17 protein-coding genes and 1 pseudogene are annotated in these 17,399 nt (G+C 69.8%); 11 read left to right on the top strand and 7 right to left on the bottom strand.

All coding sequences use genetic code 11. The annotated features are described in order from the left end of the window. Positions 1-10: 10 nt before the first annotated feature. From ACFPIH_RS25910 to ACFPIH_RS25890, 5 genes are all read right to left on the bottom strand, one after another. Positions 11-1,108 (bottom strand): NAD(P)-binding domain-containing protein, encoded by a 1,098-nt coding sequence (locus ACFPIH_RS25910; protein WP_381167309.1) that lies wholly within the window; start codon positions 1,106-1,108, stop codon positions 11-13. A 39-nt stretch (positions 1,109-1,147) separates the two neighbouring features. Beyond that, positions 1,148-2,176, bottom strand: a complete 1,029-nt coding sequence (locus tag ACFPIH_RS25905; protein ID WP_381167307.1) for an ABC transporter substrate-binding protein — start codon at positions 2,174-2,176, stop codon at positions 1,148-1,150. A gap of 55 nt (positions 2,177-2,231) precedes the next feature. Further along, positions 2,232-2,957, bottom strand: a complete 726-nt coding sequence (locus tag ACFPIH_RS25900; RefSeq protein WP_381167305.1) for an ABC transporter ATP-binding protein — start codon at positions 2,955-2,957, stop codon at positions 2,232-2,234. Next, a complete protein-coding gene (locus ACFPIH_RS25895) occupies positions 2,930-3,817 on the bottom strand; it encodes an ABC transporter permease (RefSeq protein WP_381167303.1) in 888 nt (295 codons plus the stop codon). Before ACFPIH_RS25895 ends, ACFPIH_RS25900 begins: the two co-directional genes overlap by 28 nt. Before the next feature lie 112 nt (positions 3,818-3,929). Next, positions 3,930-4,013: a putative leader peptide gene (locus tag ACFPIH_RS25890; protein WP_349817350.1), complete on the bottom strand. Its 84-nt coding sequence runs from the start codon at positions 4,011-4,013 to the stop codon at positions 3,930-3,932. A 74-nt stretch (positions 4,014-4,087) separates the two neighbouring features. Here ACFPIH_RS25890 and ACFPIH_RS25885 point away from each other — a divergent pair, with 74 nt between their 5' ends. The 4 genes and pseudogenes from ACFPIH_RS25885 to ACFPIH_RS25870 all read left to right on the top strand — a co-directional run bounded on the left by ACFPIH_RS25885 (position 4,088) and on the right by ACFPIH_RS25870 (position 6,172). Beyond that, on the top strand, positions 4,088-4,510 hold the full coding sequence (locus tag ACFPIH_RS25885) for a YjbQ family protein (RefSeq protein ID WP_381167301.1): 423 nt from the start codon (positions 4,088-4,090) through the stop codon (positions 4,508-4,510). Between the two features lie 112 nt (positions 4,511-4,622). Continuing rightward, a complete protein-coding gene (locus ACFPIH_RS25880) occupies positions 4,623-5,252 on the top strand; it encodes a hypothetical protein (protein WP_381167299.1) in 630 nt (209 codons plus the stop codon). 253 nt (positions 5,253-5,505) lie between these two features. After that, positions 5,506-5,670: pseudogene (locus tag ACFPIH_RS25875) on the top strand (IS5/IS1182 family transposase); the annotation flags it as partial. 298 nt (positions 5,671-5,968) lie between these two features. Then, on the top strand, positions 5,969-6,172 hold the full coding sequence (locus ACFPIH_RS25870) for a cold-shock protein (protein WP_210586179.1): 204 nt from the start codon (positions 5,969-5,971) through the stop codon (positions 6,170-6,172). 980 nt (positions 6,173-7,152) lie between these two features. Here ACFPIH_RS25870 and ACFPIH_RS25865 read toward each other — a convergent pair. Further along, positions 7,153-7,920 carry a FadR/GntR family transcriptional regulator gene (locus ACFPIH_RS25865; RefSeq protein WP_381167296.1) on the bottom strand — a complete coding sequence of 256 codons (768 nt, stop codon included), beginning with the start codon at positions 7,918-7,920 and terminating at the stop codon, positions 7,153-7,155. Further along, positions 7,917-9,377: an amidase gene (locus tag ACFPIH_RS25860; RefSeq protein ID WP_381167294.1), complete on the bottom strand. Its 1,461-nt coding sequence runs from the start codon at positions 9,375-9,377 to the stop codon at positions 7,917-7,919. The genes ACFPIH_RS25865 and ACFPIH_RS25860 overlap by 4 nt, the downstream gene beginning before the upstream one ends. 126 nt (positions 9,378-9,503) lie before the next feature. Here ACFPIH_RS25860 and ACFPIH_RS25855 point away from each other — a divergent pair, with 126 nt between their 5' ends. From ACFPIH_RS25855 to ACFPIH_RS25825, 7 genes are read left to right on the top strand one after another with little or no spacing between them, the layout of a single operon-like run. Beyond that, complete coding sequence (locus ACFPIH_RS25855) at positions 9,504-10,586, top strand: isocitrate/isopropylmalate dehydrogenase family protein (RefSeq protein ID WP_381167292.1); 1,083 nt, start codon at positions 9,504-9,506, stop codon at positions 10,584-10,586. Next, positions 10,583-12,115 (top strand): ABC transporter substrate-binding protein, encoded by a 1,533-nt coding sequence (locus ACFPIH_RS25850; protein ID WP_381167290.1) that lies wholly within the window; start codon positions 10,583-10,585, stop codon positions 12,113-12,115. Before ACFPIH_RS25855 ends, ACFPIH_RS25850 begins: the two co-directional genes overlap by 4 nt. Before the next feature lie 16 nt (positions 12,116-12,131). Next, positions 12,132-13,082 carry an ABC transporter permease gene (locus ACFPIH_RS25845; protein ID WP_381167288.1) on the top strand — a complete coding sequence of 317 codons (951 nt, stop codon included), beginning with the start codon at positions 12,132-12,134 and terminating at the stop codon, positions 13,080-13,082. Next, on the top strand, positions 13,079-13,957 hold the full coding sequence (locus ACFPIH_RS25840; RefSeq protein WP_381167286.1) for an ABC transporter permease: 879 nt from the start codon (positions 13,079-13,081) through the stop codon (positions 13,955-13,957). Before ACFPIH_RS25845 ends, ACFPIH_RS25840 begins: the two co-directional genes overlap by 4 nt. Further along, positions 13,954-15,030 (top strand): ABC transporter ATP-binding protein, encoded by a 1,077-nt coding sequence (locus tag ACFPIH_RS25835; protein ID WP_381167284.1) that lies wholly within the window; start codon positions 13,954-13,956, stop codon positions 15,028-15,030. Before ACFPIH_RS25840 ends, ACFPIH_RS25835 begins: the two co-directional genes overlap by 4 nt. After that, on the top strand, positions 15,023-15,904 hold the full coding sequence (locus ACFPIH_RS25830) for an ATP-binding cassette domain-containing protein (RefSeq protein ID WP_381167282.1): 882 nt from the start codon (positions 15,023-15,025) through the stop codon (positions 15,902-15,904). Before ACFPIH_RS25835 ends, ACFPIH_RS25830 begins: the two co-directional genes overlap by 8 nt. Next, positions 15,901-17,394 carry an aldehyde dehydrogenase family protein gene (locus ACFPIH_RS25825; protein WP_381167280.1) on the top strand — a complete coding sequence of 498 codons (1,494 nt, stop codon included), beginning with the start codon at positions 15,901-15,903 and terminating at the stop codon, positions 17,392-17,394. Before ACFPIH_RS25830 ends, ACFPIH_RS25825 begins: the two co-directional genes overlap by 4 nt. The last annotated feature ends 5 nt before the right edge of the window (positions 17,395-17,399 follow it).

Genomic DNA, 17,399 nt, shown 5'->3' with positions numbered 1-17,399 from the left:
CTTGTGGAGGTCAGGCGGCGACCGGCGTCGGCTCCGGCTCACGGGGCCGTTCGGCCAGCAGCCGTCTGATGTCCCGTACGGCCGCGCGGCCCGCCCGGTTGGCGCCGACGGTGCTGGCCGACGGGCCGTAGCCGACCAGATGGATCCGCGGGTCCGCGACCGCGCGCGTGTCCTCGACCCGGATCCCGCCGCCCGGCTCACGCAGCCGCAGCGGCGCGAGATGGTCGATGGCGGCCCGGAAACCGGTCGCCCAGAGGATCACATCGGCGGCCACCCGCCGTCCGTCGTCCCACTCCACGCCCTCCGGGGTGATCCGGTCGAACATCGGAAGACGGTCGAGAACCCCGTCCGCGAGCCCCTGCCGGATCGCGTCGTTCAACGGCAGCCCCGTCACGGACACCACGCTCTTCGGCGGCAGCCCCTGCCGCACCCGCTCCTCCACCAGCGCGACGGCCGCGCGCCCCGCGTCCTCGCCGAAGGTCCCCTCGCGGAAGACGGGCGGCCGGCGGGTCACCCAGGTGGTGGCCGCCGCGTACGGCGCGAGCTCCAGCAGATGCTGCGTACCGGACGCGCCCCCGCCCACCACGACCACCCGCAGCCCGGCGAACGCCTCGGGCCCCGGGTAACGCGCGGTGTGCAGCTGCCGGCCGCGGAACGTCTCCTGTCCGGGGTAGCGCGGCCAGAACGGCCGGTCCCAGGTCCCGGTGGCGTTGATCAGCGCCCGCGTCGACCACGTCCCTTCGGAGGTCTCGACGAGCAGCCGCCCGCCGGTCCCCTCCCGGACGGCCTTCACATCGACCGGCCGCCGTACCCGCAGGTCGAAGGTCCGCTCGTACGCGTCGAAGTACGCGGAGATCACCTCCGACGACGGCCGCGCCGGATCGGCCCCGGTCAGCTCCATGCCCGGCAGCGCGTGCATCCCGTGCACCTTGCCGTACGTCAGTGAGGGCCACCGGAACTGCCAGGCGCCGCCCGGACCGGGCGAGTGGTCCAGCACCACGAAGTCGCGCTCCGGCTCGAAACCGGTGCGCCGCAGGTGATAGGCGCCGGCCAGACCCGCCTGCCCGGCGCCTATGACGACCACCTCGACCTCACGAATGTCGTTCACGCTTCTACCAACAGCGTGGACCGGGTGGATCTTCCCGCGCTACGACGACGTACGCGCCGGAGTGGTGGACGGAGGCAGGTCGCCGTTGTAGCGCGGGTCGACGTAGTCGGCGAAGTCGACCTTGCGCGGGATGAGCTTCAGCGTGGTGAAGGTGTCGGCGATCTCCTGCTCGGAGGCGATCAGCGGCTTGTCGACCGCGACCGAGATCCGCGAGGCGTTCGACCGCTTCACCGCGCCCAGCGCCACCTCGTACGGCAGCCCGGTCTCCTTCGACCACACCTTCGCCCAGTCCTCCTGATGGCCGTACACCCAGGCCGTCGCGCGGCGCAGCCGCTCCAGGTAGTCCTTGATGGCGTCGGCCTTCTTCGTGTCCTTCAGCGCGGCGGGCGCGGCGACCTGGAAGGTCAGGCCGTTGGTGATGCCGTCGCCGGTGGTGAGCACACGCCCCTGCTTCGCCTGGAGCACCTGCGAGGTGTACGGGTCCCACACCGCCCACGCGTCGACCTTGCCGGAGGTGAACGCGGCGAGCGCGTCGGCCGGCTGGAGGTACTTGACCTTCACGTCGCTCAGGCTCAGCCCGGCCGCCTGGAGCGAGGCCACCAGCTGGTAGTGCGCGGAGGATCCCTGGGCCACGGCCACCGACTTCCCCTTGAGCTGCTCGGGCTTCGTCAGCTTCGAGTCGTCCGGTACGAGGATGGCGTCGCCCTTGGACGTGCCGTGGAACGCCGCCACCACCGCGATCTTCGAGTCGGCGCCGGCCGCGAAGACGGGCGGGGTGTTGCCGACCCCGCCGATGTCGACGGCCTTGGCGTTGACGGCCTCCAGCAGCGGTGGGCCGGAGGTGAACGTGGACCACTTGATCTTGTAGTCGAGGTTCTTCAGCTCTCCGGCGGCGCGGAGGATGGCCTCGGAACCTCCCTTCTGGTCTCCGACGTTGAGCGTGAGGGAACCCTTGCCGTCGGTGTCGTCACCGCCGAGGCCGGTGCCTGCGGAGGCGTTTCCGCCGCAGGCGGTGAGCAGAAGGGCGAGGGGAAGGAGCAGGGCGGCGGGGACGAGGTGTCGGCGCATGACGGATCCGTTCTGGTGCGGAGGAGCAGGGGTGATCAGGGGTGATCAGGGGTGATCAGGCGGCTTCGACGCCGAGCCGGTGGAGCAGTCCGGTACGGAGGTCGGCGAAGCGGGGGTCGGCGAGGTCGCGCGGGCGGTCGAGGTCGATGTGCTGTTCGTGCGCGATGACCCCGTCGTCCATGACGAGGACCCGGTCGGCGAGCAGTACGGCCTCCTCGACGTCGTGCGTCACCAGCAGCACGGCGCAGCCGCGTCGCTGCCACAACTCGCCCACCAGGCGCTGGGCGTTGATGCGGGTGAGCGCGTCGAGCGCGCCGAACGGCTCGTCGAGCAGCAGCAGATCGGGCTCGCGCACCAGGGCGCGGGCGAGGGAGGCACGCTGGGCCTCGCCGCCGGAGAGGGTCTTGGGCCAGGCGTCGGAGCGGTGCCCGAGCCCCACCTCCTCCAGGGCCCGGTCGGCGACGGGACGATCGGGCCGCCCCGGCAGACCGAGCAGGACATTGCGCCACACCTTCTTCCACGGCATCAGCCGCGGTGCCTGGAAGGCGACGGCCTTGCGGCGCGGCACCAGCACGGTGCCCTCGATGTCGCGGTCCAGTCCGGCGAGGATGCGCAGCAGGGTGGACTTTCCGCAGCCGCTGCGGCCGAGCAGGGCCACGAACTCGCCGGGCCGGACGTCGAGTCGCAGGTCGTCGATGACGGCGCGTCCGTCGAAGGAGCGGGTCAGCCCCTCGACATGGACCGCGCGCGTGCTCACCGGCCGGTGAACGTCGGTCGCCATTGCAGCAGCAGCCTTTCGAGGGAGCGGACGATGAAGTCGGCGAGCAGGCCGAGGAAGGCGTACACGATGAGGCAGACCACGATCACGTCGGTGCGCAGGAAGTCCCGCGCCTGCACCATGAGGAAGCCGATCCCCGAGTCGGCGTTGATCTGCTCGGCGAAGACCAGGGCCAGCCAGGCGATGCCGAGGGAGTAGCGCAGCCCCGTCAGCGCGCCGGGGAGCGCCCCCGGCAGCACGACATGCCGTACGAGCCCCCAGCGGGACAGTCCGAGCGACTCGCCGGCCTCGATCAGCTGCGCGTCCACGCCCCTGATCCCGGCGTAGACGTTGAGGTACAGCGGGAAGGTCACACCGAGCGTGATGATGGCGACCTTCGGCGCCTCACCGATGCCGAACCAGATGATGAACAGCGGGATGAGGCCGACGAAGGGCACGGTCCGCAGCATCTGCACCGGCGCGTCGACCAGGTCCTCGCCGATCCGGAACAGCCCGGACACCAGGGCGAGTCCGGTGCCGATGACCGTCCCCAGCAGCAGCCCCACGGCGACGCGCTGGAGCGAGGTACCCATGGCCGAGGACAGTGATCCGTCGGCGACCAGGTCTCCGGCGACCCGGGCGATCCGGCCCGGGGAGGCGAGAACATCCGCACTCAACACGCCGGTGGCGCTGAGGAGTTGCCACAGCAGAAGGAGCAGGACCGGGCCGGTGGTGCGGCGCAGCCAGCGGGGGACGCGGGTACGGCGGGAGGAACGGGGGACGAGGGCTTCGAGATCGGGGTCCGCCTCCACCTCCGCCTTGGAAGCCGATATAGGGGAAATGTCGGGCTCAAGGGGCCCGGGCGGGGCATGGCTGATGGTCATGGAGGCTCCATGGAGGGGGAACGGCGAGCACACCTCGGCGGCACGGCGGGCTCAGATCAGGCCGGCGACGCGCGTGAGGAGGGGGAGAAGCGGGAGGTGCGGGAGAAAGGCGTCAGCAGCCGCGGCGACACGCGGCGGAGGCCACCCGCAGCAGGTCGATGTGACCGCGCGTGGTGAGCAGGGCTGAACGCAACATGGGGTGAACGTAGCCAGAGGGCATGCCCATGGTCAACGGGTGTCTCGCGGTTCGGGATGGGTCAGGATGGAGGCATGCCAGACGCGTTCACCACCCGAGTACTGAACATCGCCTCCGGCTCCCGGGAGAGGGTCGTCGACCTGACCCGGGACTGCGAGGCGTTTCTGCGGGAGGCCGCCGCCGGCCGGGACGGCCTCCTGAACGTCTTCGTCCCGCACGCCACGGCAGGCATCGCCGTCATCGAGACGGGCGCCGGCAGCGATGACGACCTCCTCGCCGCGCTGCACACGCTCCTCCCCGCCGACGACCGCTGGCAGCACCGCCACGGCAGCCCCGGCCACGGCCGCGACCACGTCCTCCCGGCCTTCGTCCCGCCCCACGCGACCCTGCCGGTGCTGGGCGGAAGCCTGGAACTCGGGACGTGGCAGTCGGTATGCCTGGTGGACACCAACCGCGACAACCCCCACCGTCAGGTCCGTCTGTCGTTTCTCGGGTAAGCCTGGTGCGGCCACGACTGCTTCGTGACGGTCATGTGGCGACTGCCGCTTCTGTGGCAAAAAGCCATCCAGAGCGGGGCAGTCGGCGGCGGGCGGTGGTCTACTTTTCTCCATGCCCTTCATGGACGGTGAGCGGGAAGTGCTGACAGAAGGTGCGGTCATCGCAGCGTTCTCGTCGGCGGCCCTGCTCGTCCTCGGGGTCATCTGGGGCTTTCCGTGGCAGGCGTTGCTGCTCTTCTTCGCTGTCTCCGTCGTGATCATCGGCTTGATCACCGCCTCGTCGCTGGCCGATGCACGGCGCGACGCGCAGCGGCGGGCGGAGAGCAGCCAGGCTCTGATCACCTGGGCGGGCCGCAACGGGGGGCGCTACGGGACCGCCTTGGCGGCGTTCACGAACGAGGAGGGGTGGGAGCTGCCGGCAAGCCCGCTTTTCCGCGGCCAACTGCTGGCCGTGGGCCGCCAGGACTGCGTCGAGGTGGGTATCGCCTGCTCCACCGAGGACGTCGGCGAGGTAACAGCGTGGCACACGGTGGTTCTGGTCCGCCTCCCTGCGGAGCGGCTGCCGATACGGCTGCGCGGCCGGGAGGTACACCAACTGGGCCTGCCGCGGGGCGTGGAGTCGGTGGAGATGGACGGTCGGCAACTGTGCGTGCGCTACGTGGGCTGGCCGGAGGGGTCGCTGGCGCTGAACGAGCGGGTCGACGCGGCCGTTCGTCTGGGGGCGAGTCTGCCCGACGCGTGACGTGACCAGGCGTCGGCGGTGGTGAAGCCCACCATGGGTCCGCCGCCACGGGGAAGGTGTACCGGTACAAAGCCATACCGGGACGCCGCTGCGACGTGGGGCCGCTCGACAGCCGGCGGGCAGGTGGCTGTGGACCTGGACGGAGTGCTGGTGATGTGCGCACTCGGAGAAGCAGGACGCCGCCGGCATCCTCCGCCTGGCGGCATGCTGGCCCTGGAGCACTTCCCCTCCTGACGAGCAGCATCACCTCACCGGAGCAGTAGCCGGTCGGCGGCGGCCACGGCGACGGTCGGAGATGCTGTTCGCGGACCGCGGCTACGACCACGACAACTACCGGAGGCTGCTGCGGCAACCCGGCATCCGGCCCGTGATCGCCGAACGAGGACAACCGCACGGCACCGGCCTGGGCACCTTCCGCCGGGAACGACGAGAACCTTTCACGTGTATTCGAGTTCGCGCAGGCTTGCGGGGCTGATGGGGTGCCCCCGCGAGCGTGGGGTGTGGTGTAGCGGGTGAAAGGTGGTGGAAATTGCGTGCACCGTGCTAAACTTTACGGTAGTTGCAGTTGTGGTTCCCGTAAACTTCAAATGCCTCGACGGTTGCATACCGTCGGGCATTTTCTGTATCTCCGGTGCTTATCCGGACGGGGTTCATTGTGGCAACGCAAGGGTTCACACGGTGTGGGCCCCTGGGCACTGCCCCGAAGGAGATCTGACATGGCTACTGGCACCGTCAAGTGGTTCAACGCGGAAAAGGGCTTCGGCTTCATCGAGCAGGACGGTGGCGGCCCCGACGTCTTCGCCCACTACTCGAACATCGCCACCCAGGGATTCCGTGAGCTTCAGGAAGGCCAGAAGGTGAACTTCGACGTCACGCAGGGACAGAAGGGTCCGCAGGCGGAGAACATCACTCCCGCCTGACGCCGAGGCGTATGAGGTAGCTGGGGCCCCGCCTTCAGGGTGGGGCCCCAGCTTGCTGTTTTCTTGCAGCGTTGCCGAACTCCCTCGCAGGGCGCGACATTCTGGGTCGTGGGCGTTCCGGAGTGACGCCACGACTACCGGGCCGCAGTCGTGACGTCACCGGATGGACCCGAGTCGTCCGGCGAGGGGTTCTACGGAAACCGGGCCCTACTCCAGTTCCGCCGCGCGCCTCTTGAGGTCCTGGGCGAACGTGTCCCAGTCGGGCCCGAAGGACAGCAGATCCGCGGCTGCCTCCCGGAGCAGTTGCGGGCAGCCGGCGCGGTGCCGGGGCGGGAACCGGTCGCCTACTGGTTGAGCCAGTAGGTGGACAGTTGGTAGGCGCCGTCGGGCCGGTGAACTCGGGGGTCCTGGCGCGGGGAACGGCCCCGCCGTCCCTCATGTACGCGTACACATCGGAGAGGATCGCCTGTTCGATCTGGTCGGGCTTCACGGTGGTGGTGCGCAGATCGTTCGTGGTTCCGCCCGGTCCGGTGTGGGCTCGGTCGTAGCCGTGGCCGGTGTTGAAGTGCCACTGGTCGTCGCCCACCATGGCGGAGTGTTTGAGGTCCTGCCCCTCGCCCTTGGAGGTGTACTCGCCGATGGTCGGGCCGTCGCCGTTCTTGTACGGGCGTGGGTGACTGAGGGCACCGTAGATCAGGACGTGCGGCATGGCAGGGTCGGTTCTTGTGAAGGGCTGCTCGGGGCCGGACCGGCCTCGGGGCACGGCAGTCGTCGGCACGGAGATCGTGGTCTCCACCGCCCACAATCCCAAGGGCCGCGAATGGTCCTTCGTCCACGCAGGCCGACCCGGCAACACCTGCGGTACGCCTACGCGAGGTCAACGTTGCCGCACCAGCACCCGACCTCTACGACTGCGACGCGTTTGCGAACCGCGCAGGCCGGCCCGCGCCCGGCCGCGGCGAGCGGGCGCATGGTGGGGGTCAGGCCCCTTCGTCGTCCACGAGCGCGAGCAGCGGCCCCCGCTCGTCCTCGGGGACGTAACTGGCGTAGTAGTCGTAGAGCGTGCGCCGCGAGATGCGTGCTGCCGCCAGGCCGTCCCGCGCCCGGATCGCCTCGAGCACCTCCTGGTGGTGGTGGAGCGACTCCCGCATGAGTGCCGTCCTGTTGCGCGCATGGGCGACCTTGTCCGAGATCAGCGAGAGGACAGCGCCCCGGACCACCTGGTTGCAGACCTCTATGAGGGAGTTGCGGCTGGCCACGGCCACCACCTCATGGAATGCGACGTCTGCCTTGCTGAACTCCTCGTACCCGGACTCGATCGCGTCCGACATGACGGCAAGCGTCCGTTCCATGGAGGACAGCTCCTCCTCGGACCGCAGCCGAGCCGCCAGCAAGCTCGCCGACCCGTCGAGGATCATGCGGAACGAGATCAACTCGGCCATCGACATGTTGTCGAACTGGACGAGCCGGGTCATCTCCTTGGTCAGGCGGGCCGACGAGAACGGCAGGATCTCCGGGCCGTTCGGGTCACCCGGGCGCGAGCGGACGAGGCCGTTGCTCTCCAGCACGCGCAAGGCCTCCCGCACTGTGGGCCTGCTCGCCCCGAACTGCACCACCAGCTCTCGCTCGCTCGGCAGCCGACCACCGGGCTTCAGGTCACCTCGCATGATCGCTTGCTCGATCTGCTCGACGATGCGCTGGTAGAGACGTACGGGCGAAACCTGCTGGAACTGTGGGCCGTCACTCACGGATTCTTCCCTTCGAGCGTGGTCCATGTCGTCCTCTTCCCGGTGGGCGCCCCGGGGGCGTCGTCCGGCCAGCGCGGTACCGCCTCGGAGGGCCGGTGACGTTCGTACCACGCCGCGGCCCTCAGGACGCCGAGATCGTCGAAGCGGCGGCCTGCGATCTGCACTCCGATGGGCCGCCGGTCAGCCGTGAAGCCGCAGTTGACGGTCGCCGCGGGCTGCCCCGACATGTTGTACGGCGCGGTGAAGCCGATGTGGGACATGGTCTTTCCGTCTTCCATGAACGGCATCGGCTGCTCAGCGGGAAACGCCGCCACCGGAGCCACCGGCGAGAGGATCAGATCGTATGGGAGCGTCGCCGCCACGGTCTCCGCCTGGATGCGCATGATCTGCTGGTAGCACTGGAGTACTTTCGTGCCCGGGACGTCCGCGCCCCCCTGACACCATTGGACGATGTAGGGGTGGACGCGCAGCCGGGCCTCGGGCGCCAGTTCGCGGAAGTCGTTCCAGGACCGCACCCGCCAGAACAGATCCAGGTCGTCCAGAAGATCCTGGCTCATGAACGGCTCGACGGGCTCCACGATGGCTCCCGCCGCCTCGAAGACCGCTGCGGCACGGTTCACCGCGGCGAGGATCTCGGCATCGCACGGCTCCCCGCAGCCGGCGTCCAGGTGCACCCCCACCCGCAGTCCGCGTACCTCGCCGGCCGGCGCCGACCAGTCGATGTCCTGCGGCGGCAGGCTTGACCAGTCCCGGGGATCCGGTCGGCTCAGGACACGCATGAACAGGGCCGCGTCCGCCACGGTGCGTGTCATGGGGCCGGCGGCGCGCCCCAGGTACGGGGTGTCCAGCGGGATCCTCCCGTAGCTGGGCTTGAGCGTGGCGAGGCCCAGCCAGGTGCCCGGCAGCCGGATCGATCCCCCGATGTCGGTGCCGACGTGGAGCGGACCGTATCCTCCGGCGGCCGCGGCGCCCGCACCGGAGCTGGAACCGCCCGTGGTCCAGGCGGCGTTCCAGGGGCTGCGCGAGATGCCGTGCCGACTGGAGACCCCCGAGGAGAGCATGCCCCAGTCCGGCATCACGGTCGACCCGAGTATCACCCCACCGGATTCGAGGACCCGCTTGGTGATGGGCGCGTCCGCCCCGGGGACGACCGGCTCGATCCCGGCGTTGCCCGAGGGCATGGGGACGCCCTTGCGGGCGACGTTCTCCTTCAGGGTCACGGGTACGCCGTCGATGGGCCCGAGCGGTTCCCCCGCCGCCCATCGGGCCTCGCTGGCCAGGGCTGCCTTGCGGGACTCGTCCGGATCCCGCACCCAGAACGCATTGAGCACACTCTCGCGCGCCTCGATCACGGACTGGACGGCGTCGTGGACCTGCACCGGTGACAACGTGCCGTCGGTGAATCCGGCCACCATCTCGACGGCCGGCATGGCGGCCAGACCCTGTTCCGTGTGCACCCGCACCCTCCTCCGCTCGTTGTACCTGGGGCATTCGAACTGACCCTTGACAAGGACAAGTTGAGTCGTCACGGTACCTGGCAAGCGAGTTTACTGGTCAGGCCAGTCATAACGGAAGGTGGCTCCATGACGCGGGACACCGAGGCAGTGCGGTTAGCCGTCATACCGGGCGACGGAATCGGCCCTGAGGTCGTCGCGGCGACCGTGCCCGTGCTGCAGACCGCCCTGGAGGCCGACGGCCACCGGCTCGACGTGACCTCGTTCGACTGGGGAGGCGAGCGGTTCCTCCGGCAGGGCGCGGCGATGCCGGCCGATGCGGCCGATCTCGTCAGGAAGACCGACGCCGTGTTGTTCGGCGCCGTCGGACGTCCCGATGTGCCGGAGCACGAACTGGTCTGGGGCCTGATCATCGGCCTGCGGCAGCAACTCGACCTTGCCGTGAACCTCCGCCCGGTGCGCGCGTTCCCCGGCGTTCCCACCAAGGTGCGCGACACCGATGGCGTGGACCTGGTGATCGTTCGCGAGAACACCGAGGGCGAGTACGTGGGCGCCGGCGGGGTGGCGCACGCGGGCAGCGGACACGATCTCGGCATCGAGATCGCCGTGCACTCCCGCCGCGTCATCGAGCGGGCGGCGCACCAGGCCTTCGCCCTGGCCGGCCGGCGGTCGGGGCACCTGTGCCTGGTGACCAAGTCCAACGCGATGCGATACGGCTATCCGCTGTGGGACCGGGTGGTGCGCGAGGTCGGCGAGCACTACCCGGCGGTCCGGCTGGAGACCGTGCTCGTCGACGCCATGGCCGCCCGCATGATCCAGGCTCCGCGATCCCTCGACGTCCTGCTCGCCGGCAACCTGTTCGGCGACATCCTGTCCGATCTCGCCGCGGTGCTCGCCGGGGGTTTGGGTATGGCGCCGAGCGCCAACGTCCATCCCGGCGCGGACGTCCCGGGTATCTACGAACCCGTCCACGGCTCCGCACCCGACATCGCCGGGAAGGGCGTGGCCAATCCGGTGGCATGCATGCTCTCCGGCGCGCTGCTGCTCGACGATCTGGGACACACCAGCGCGGCTCGCCGTGTCCGCGACGCGGTGGCGGGCACCTTGCGAGATGCCAGGCACCACACGGCCGACCTCGGTGGCAAGGCCACCACAGCGGACGTGACATCGGCCGTCCTGTACATGATGGAAAGTCAGGGTGAGAACCTATGAGAGACCACAAACAGCTGACACGGCACACCGGGACGGTCGCGGTCACGCTCGCGTGCCTGCTGCTGGCGGCCTGCTCGGCAGGGTCCACGGCGGACGGAAACAGCAACGGCAGCTCCGACAAGACCAACGACACCCTGACGATCGGTCTCAACGCCGAGCCGGCCAACCTGGACTTCACCAAGAACGCCGGTGCGGCCATTCCGCAGGCGCTGCTCTACAACGTCTACGAGAATCTGGTGAAGCTGGACTCCGCCGGGAAGGTGAAGCCCGCTCTGGCCACGTCGTGGACCCTGTCCAAGGACCGCAGGACGTACACGTTCCAGCTGGTGAAGGACGCCAGGTTCAGCAACGGCGCGGCGTTCACGGCCGAGGACGCCAAGTTCTCCATCGAACGTGTCACGTCGGACTGGACGGTGGCGCAGAAGTCCCAGATGAACGTCGTCGACACGGTACAGGCGGTGTCACCCGCCGAACTCAAGGTCACCCTGAAACAGCCGAGCAACGACTGGCTGTACCGGATGACGACCCGTGTCGGCGTGATGTTCAGCCGGACCGGAGTGGGCAAGCTCGCCACCGAGCCGGTGGGTACCGGTCCGTATGTGCTGAAGAAGTGGAACCGCGGCGACTCGATCACCCTGGCCCGTCGTGACGGCTACTGGGGGAGCGAACCGCACTTCGCGTCGGTCACCCTCAAGTACTTCAAGGACCCGACGGCCATGAACAACGCGCTGCTCACGGGCACCATCAACGTGATCGGCGTGATGCAGACCCCGGATTCCCTGGACCAGTTCCAGAAGAACGCGAAGTACAAGGTCATCGAGGGTACGACCAACGGCGAGGTGGTCCTCTCGTTCAACAACGCCTCTGGCCCGCTGCGGAATCCGAAGGCCCGCCAGGCGGTCCGCTACGCCATCGACCACAAAGCCCTGCTGGACACCTGCTGGGCAGGCCGGGGCAAGCTCATCGGCAGCATGGTCCCGCCGACCGACCCGTGGTACCAGGACCTCACGAACCTGTACCCGCACGACCTCGGCAAGGCCAAGAAGCTCCTCGCGGAGTCCGGAGCAGCCGGCCAGACGCTGCGGCTGCGCATTCCGACGCTGCCCTATGCCACCGCCTGCGGCACCGTGGTCAAGAGCCAGCTCGAACAGGCCGGGTTCAAGGTCAAGCTCGACCAGCTGGAGTTCCCCGCCGCCTGGCTGACCACCGTGTTCAAGAACGCCGACTACGACATGTCCATCATCGCCCATGTGGAACCGCGCGACATGCAGACGGTGTTCGGGGAGAAGAGCTACTACACCCGCTACGACAACGCCGAATTCCGAGCGCTGCTGGAGAAGGCGGACCGGGGCACCCAGGAGGAGCAGACCAACTCCATGCGGGCGGCCGCCCGGCTGCTGTCCGAGGACGCCGCGGCCGACTGGCTGTTCCTGCTGCCGAACCTGATGGTGGCGGACAAGGACATCACCGGCCTGCCCGTGAACTCCGTCTCCGAGTCGCTGGATCTCACCGCCCTGGGCCGGTCATGAAAGGCGGCCGCGACCGATGATCCTCCGTCTCCTGCAGCGGATCGCGATCCTCCTGGCCAGCCTTGCCGTGAGCTCCGTGATGGTGTTCGCGTTCATGGCGGTGCTCCCGGGGGATCCGGCCCGCGTCGCCCTCGGCGTCAGCGCGTCGGACACGGCGGTGGCGCAACTGCGCGAGCAGTTCGGCCTCGACCGGCCGCTCGTGGCCCAGTACTTCAGCTGGATACACGGACTGGTGACCTTCTCCCCGGGGAACTCCTACATCTCGTTGTCGCCGATCGGCCCGCAGATCGCCGACCGCCTCCTTGTCACCCTGTGGCTCGTCGGCACCGGGATGGTGCTCGCCTGCATCCTGGCGATTCCCATGGGCACGCTCATGGCGGTGCGGCACCGCAGGCCGTCAGGGCTCGTTCTCTCCGCCCTGTCCCAGATCGGCGTGGCCGTCCCGGCCTTCCTCGCGGGCATCCTCCTGATCACCGTGTTCGCGGTGCGGCTCGGGTGGCTGCCGGCGAACGGCTGGACACCTCCGGCACAGGATCCGGTCCTGTTCCTCAAGCAGCTGGTGCTGCCCGCGCTGTCTCTCGGAATCGTGCAGGCGGCCATGCTCACCCGCTATGTCCGCAGCGCCGTGCTCGACGTCCTCCGGGAGGACTATCTGCGCACCGCTCGCGCCAAAGGACTTCGCCCGACGCAGGCGCTGCTGCGGCACGGCCTGCGGAACGCGGCGGTGCCCGTGGTCACCGTCCTGGGATTGCATCTCGCCACGCTGCTGGTGGGCGCCGTCGTCATCGAACGGGTCTTCGTCATCCCCGGGCTCGGAAGCCTGCTGCTGGACAGCGTCGCCAACCGGGACCTCATCATGGTGCAGGACGTGGTCATGATCATCGCATTGGCGGTGCTGCTCGTGAACTTCCTGGTGGACATCGTCTATCTGGTGATCGACCCGCGACTCAGGGTGGGTGCGTCATGAGTGTTCTGGACGCGGACGCCGCCGTCGCGTCAGCGGTGCCCGACGGCGGTCGGCGGCGCCGCCCGATGGCGGGCAGCCTCCTGGTGGGCGGTCTCATCGTCTCGGTCGTGCTCGGCATGGCGCTGCTGTCCTTCGTGTGGACCCCGCACGACCCGACCCTGGTGAACGCCTCGGCGCGGCTGGAGAAGCCGTCGCTGGAGTACTGGTTCGGCACGGACAAGTTCGGCCGCGACGTGTTCAGCCAGATCCTGGTCGGCTCGCGCACCACGCTGTTCGTCGGCTTCGTGGCGGTGGGAGTCGCCGCCCTGGTCGGCGTGCCCCTCGGCATCGTCGCCGGAATGGCGCCCCGCTGGCTGGGCGAGCTGCTGATGCGCGGCAACGACCTGCTGCTCGCCTTCCCGGCGCTCCTGCTGGCCATCATGTTCGCCGCCGTGTACGGCGCCGGCACGCTGGTCGCGATGGTCGCCATCGGTATCGCCTCCATCCCCAACTTCGCCCGGCTGATCCGCGGCGGCACGTTGCAGGTCATGAAGACCGAATACGTCATCGCCGCACGCGCGGCGGGCCGCGGGCCGTTCGCGATCGGCCTGCGGCACGTCCTGCCGAACGTCAGCAGTCTCGTCATCGTGCAGGCGTCGGTCGGTTTCGCCATTGCCGTACTCGCCGAGGCCGCGCTGTCCTTCCTGGGCTTCGGAACTCCGCCCCCCACGCCGTCCTGGGGCCGGATGCTGCAGGAGAGCCAGGAGTTGCTGACGTCCGCTCCCCGGCTCGCCGTGTTTCCGGGCATCGCGATCGCGGTGGCGGTGCTCGGATTCAACCTGCTCGGTGACGGCCTGCGCGACCGTTTCGACCCCAAGCTGGAGGACCGACGATGACCGCGGCACCCGACACCGCACCGGCCTCCGGACAGGACGGGCCGGACGGACAGGACGGGCCGGACGACGTTCTGGCGGTGCGGCAACTGGACGTCGAGGTGGGCGGCCGCAAGCTCGTCGAAGATGTCGGCTTCACCATCCGGGCCGGCGAACGGGTCGGCCTGATCGGTGAGTCGGGATCGGGCAAGTCGCTGACCGCGCTGAGCATCATGGGCCTGCTCCCCGAGGGACTCCGGGCCACGGGTTCGGTGCGGCTCGCCGGAGTCGACCACGACCTGGTGGGGGCCGACGAGGCGCGGATGTCCCGGGTGAGGGGCAAGGAGATGGCCATGGTCTTCCAGGAGCCCATGACCGCTCTGAACCCCACGATGAGGGTCGGGCGGCAGATCGCCGAAGTGCTGCTGGTCCACCGGACCAGGCCCGACCGCGCGTCCGCCCACGCCGCCGCCGTGGAACTGCTTGCCCAGGTGGGGCTGCCCGACCCCGCGGCCGCCGCGCGCGCCTACCCGCACCAGTTCTCCGGAGGCCAGCGGCAGCGGGTGGTGCTGGCCATCGCCCTCGCGAACGACCCCGCGCTCCTGGTCTGCGACGAACCCACCACCGCGCTCGACGTCACGGTGCAGGCGCGGGTGCTCGACCTGATCGTGCGAGGCGTGCAGGACCGCAGGTCGGCCATGCTGTTCATCACCCACGACCTGGCCGTGGTGGCCACCGCCTGCGAGCGGGTCATGGTCATGTACGGCGGGCGGCTGGTCGAGTCCGGCCCGGTCCGGGAGGTGTTCACGCGCCCCCGGCACCGCTACACCCAGGGCCTGATCGGCGCGTCGGACCTGACCGTGGTCGACGACCGCGGTCGGCTGGCCACGATCGGCGGGTCGGTTCCGCCGGCGGGCCGGTTCCCCACTGGATGCGTCTTCAGAAACAGGTGCGCTTCCGCGACCGAGGTGTGCGCCACCAGGCCGAAATGGGTCCCGACCGGGCCGGACTCCGGCTACGCCTGCTTCCACCCGGTACCGGAGAGCGGTACCCACGAGACCGGCACACCCATGAACCAGGAGGCCGGCCGTGGCTGAGCAGCCGACCAGCGCCACCCTCGCACCCGGGTCGGGGACCGGCGCCGTGGACGCCATCGACGTCCGCGACATCACACGCGACTACCGACGGCCCCGTACCTCGCTGCGCCACCCCAGCCCGCCGGTGCACGCCCTGCGAGGCGTCAGCTTCGCCGTCCCCCAGGGACAACGGTTCGGCATCGTGGGCGAGTCGGGGTGCGGCAAGTCGACCCTGCTGCGGATTCTGGCCGGGCTCGACCGCCCCACCAGCGGCAGCGTCGCGATCGACGGCCGGGACATCACCGGGCTGCGGGAGAGACAGCTCCGGTTCGTCCGCGAGCGACTCCAACTCGTGTTCCAGGACCCGATGAGCTCCCTGGACCCGCGCATGCGCGTCGGTGACATCGTGGCCGAGCCGCTCGTCGCGCAGGGGCACCCGAACCGCCGGGAGCGGGTGGCCGAGTTGCTCGAGGCCGTCGGCCTGCAGGCCGACGCGGCGCAGAGGTATCCGCACCAGTTCTCGGGCGGCCAGCGGCAGCGCATCTCGATCGCACGGGCTCTCGCCCCCCGTCCGAAGATCATCGTGGCCGATGAGCCGGTGAGCGCTCTGGACGTGTCCGTACGGGCCCAGGTGCTCAACCTCATCGCCGACCTCGTCGACGAGTTGTCCCTGACGCTGGTCTTCGTCTCCCACGACCTGTCCGTGGTCCGTCATGTATGCGACCGCGTCGCGGTCATGCACGACGGGCAGATCGTGGAGACCGGGTCCACGGAGCAGGTGTACGAGGACCCGCAGCATCCCTACACACGCAGGCTCATCGCCGCCGCTCCGACTCTGGCCAAGGCACTGTCCGGAGCGTCGGCGGCCGACCTCAACCGGGAGTACCGACCTTGACCACCCATGTCGAACCTGTCAGCGGCGACAGCCCCGTGGGGAGGGAGTTTCCCGAGGGTCTGCCCATCGGCGACAACTGGGTGGCGGCGCCCGCCGCCGAGGACGTCCGCTTTCCCTACGACGGGACGCTCGTCGCGCGGGCGCCGGTCGGGGACACCGGCCTCGCACGCCGGGCGGTGGACGAGGCCGTAGCGGTCCGCGAGCGGGTCGGCCGGCTCCCCTCGCACACTCGCAGGGCGGCGCTGCTCGCGACGCACGAGGCGATCGCGTCCCGACGCGCGGACTTCGAGCGGCTCCTGGTCCTGGAGACCGGCAAGCCACTGGTCGACTGCCGTGTCGAGGTGGAGCGCACCCTGCTGACCCTGCTGACCGCGGCCGAGGAAGTGGCCCGGCTGCACGGGGAGACGGTGCCGCTGGACCTGCTGCCGTCGGGTGAAGGGCTGTTCGGCTTCTGGACCCGCAGGCCGATCGGCGTGGTGGTGGGCATCGCGGGCTTCAACTACCCGCTGCTGCTCGCCGCGCACAAGATCGCACCGTCGCTCGCCGCGGGCTGCCCGGTCATCGCCAAACCCGCCCCGCAGACGCCGCTGGCCACCCTGTGGCTGGTGCACCTCCTCCGTGAGGCCCTTCGCGCCGTTGGTGCGCCGGTGGCCGCGGTGCAACTGGTGACCGGAGGCCCCGAAGTGGGCGCCGCGCTGACCACCGACCGCCGGATCGGGGCGGTGTCCTTCACCGGTTCCGCCGCCGTGGGCCACCAGATCGCCCGGGACGCGGCACCCACCAAGGTGCTGCTCGAACTCGGCTCCAACGCCGCCTTGGTGGTGGCCGCCGACGCCGACCTCGACGCCGCCGCCGATGCGGTGGTACGCGGCGGGTACTACGCGTCGGGCCAGGCGTGCATCAGCGTGCAGCGGGTCATCGTGGTGGACGCCGTGCGCAAGGAGTTCGTGGCCCGCCTGACGGAGCGAGTGGCCCAGGTGGTCGTGGGCGATCCCCGTGATCCGGCGACGAGGGTCTCGGCACTCATCGACGAGCGGTCGACCAAGCGGGTGTGCGCGTGGCTGGAAGAGGCGGTGGAGGCGGGGGCGTCGCTGGCGGCCGGAGGCAGGGTCACCGACGGGGTGATCGAGCCCGCCGTGCTGGTCGACGTGGACCGCCCCCTCGCCGTCTGGGACGAGGAGGTCTTCGGCCCCGTGGTCGCGGTACGGTCCGTGCCCGATCTTCGGACGGCCTTCGACGTGGTCAACGACTCGCGTTACGGACTGCACGCGAGTGTCTACACCAGCGCCCTTGACACGGCGTTCGCCGCTCTCGACCGCCTGGAGGTGGGCGGAGTGGTCATCAACGAGGTTCCCGGCTTCCGTTCCGACGTCATGCCGTACGGCGGCGTGAAGGACTCCGGGGCCGGCCGGGAGGGCCCGAGGTTCGCCATCGAAGAGCTCACCGTAACCCGTATGGCAGTGATCCGTCCGACGACAACGAAGCCGTGAGGACC

Origin of the sequence: Streptomyces vulcanius (assembly GCF_042653945.1) — a bacterium.
GTDB lineage: Bacteria > Actinomycetota > Actinomycetes > Streptomycetales > Streptomycetaceae > Streptomyces > Streptomyces mangrovi.
Note: the sequence above shows the minus strand (reverse complement) of the source record. Positions and strands in the feature narration are given on the sequence as shown.

Coding starts and splice junctions, on each gene's coding strand:
- ACFPIH_RS25905 (WP_381167307.1), bottom strand. CDS start 2,176: ATGCGCCGACACCTCGTCCCCGCCGCCCTGCTCCTTCCCCTCGCCCTT.
- ACFPIH_RS25900 (WP_381167305.1), bottom strand. CDS start 2,957: ATGGCGACCGACGTTCACCGGCCGGTGAGCACGCGCGCGGTCCATGTC.
- ACFPIH_RS25895 (WP_381167303.1), bottom strand. CDS start 3,817: ATGACCATCAGCCATGCCCCGCCCGGGCCCCTTGAGCCCGACATTTCC.
- ACFPIH_RS25890 (WP_349817350.1), bottom strand. CDS start 4,013: ATGTTGCGTTCAGCCCTGCTCACCACGCGCGGTCACATCGACCTGCTG.
- ACFPIH_RS25885 (WP_381167301.1), top strand. CDS start 4,088: ATGCCAGACGCGTTCACCACCCGAGTACTGAACATCGCCTCCGGCTCC.
- ACFPIH_RS25880 (WP_381167299.1), top strand. CDS start 4,623: ATGCCCTTCATGGACGGTGAGCGGGAAGTGCTGACAGAAGGTGCGGTC.
- ACFPIH_RS25870 (WP_210586179.1), top strand. CDS start 5,969: ATGGCTACTGGCACCGTCAAGTGGTTCAACGCGGAAAAGGGCTTCGGC.
- ACFPIH_RS25855 (WP_381167292.1), top strand. CDS start 9,504: ATGACGCGGGACACCGAGGCAGTGCGGTTAGCCGTCATACCGGGCGAC.
- ACFPIH_RS25850 (WP_381167290.1), top strand. CDS start 10,583: ATGAGAGACCACAAACAGCTGACACGGCACACCGGGACGGTCGCGGTC.
- ACFPIH_RS25845 (WP_381167288.1), top strand. CDS start 12,132: ATGATCCTCCGTCTCCTGCAGCGGATCGCGATCCTCCTGGCCAGCCTT.
- ACFPIH_RS25840 (WP_381167286.1), top strand. CDS start 13,079: ATGAGTGTTCTGGACGCGGACGCCGCCGTCGCGTCAGCGGTGCCCGAC.
- ACFPIH_RS25835 (WP_381167284.1), top strand. CDS start 13,954: ATGACCGCGGCACCCGACACCGCACCGGCCTCCGGACAGGACGGGCCG.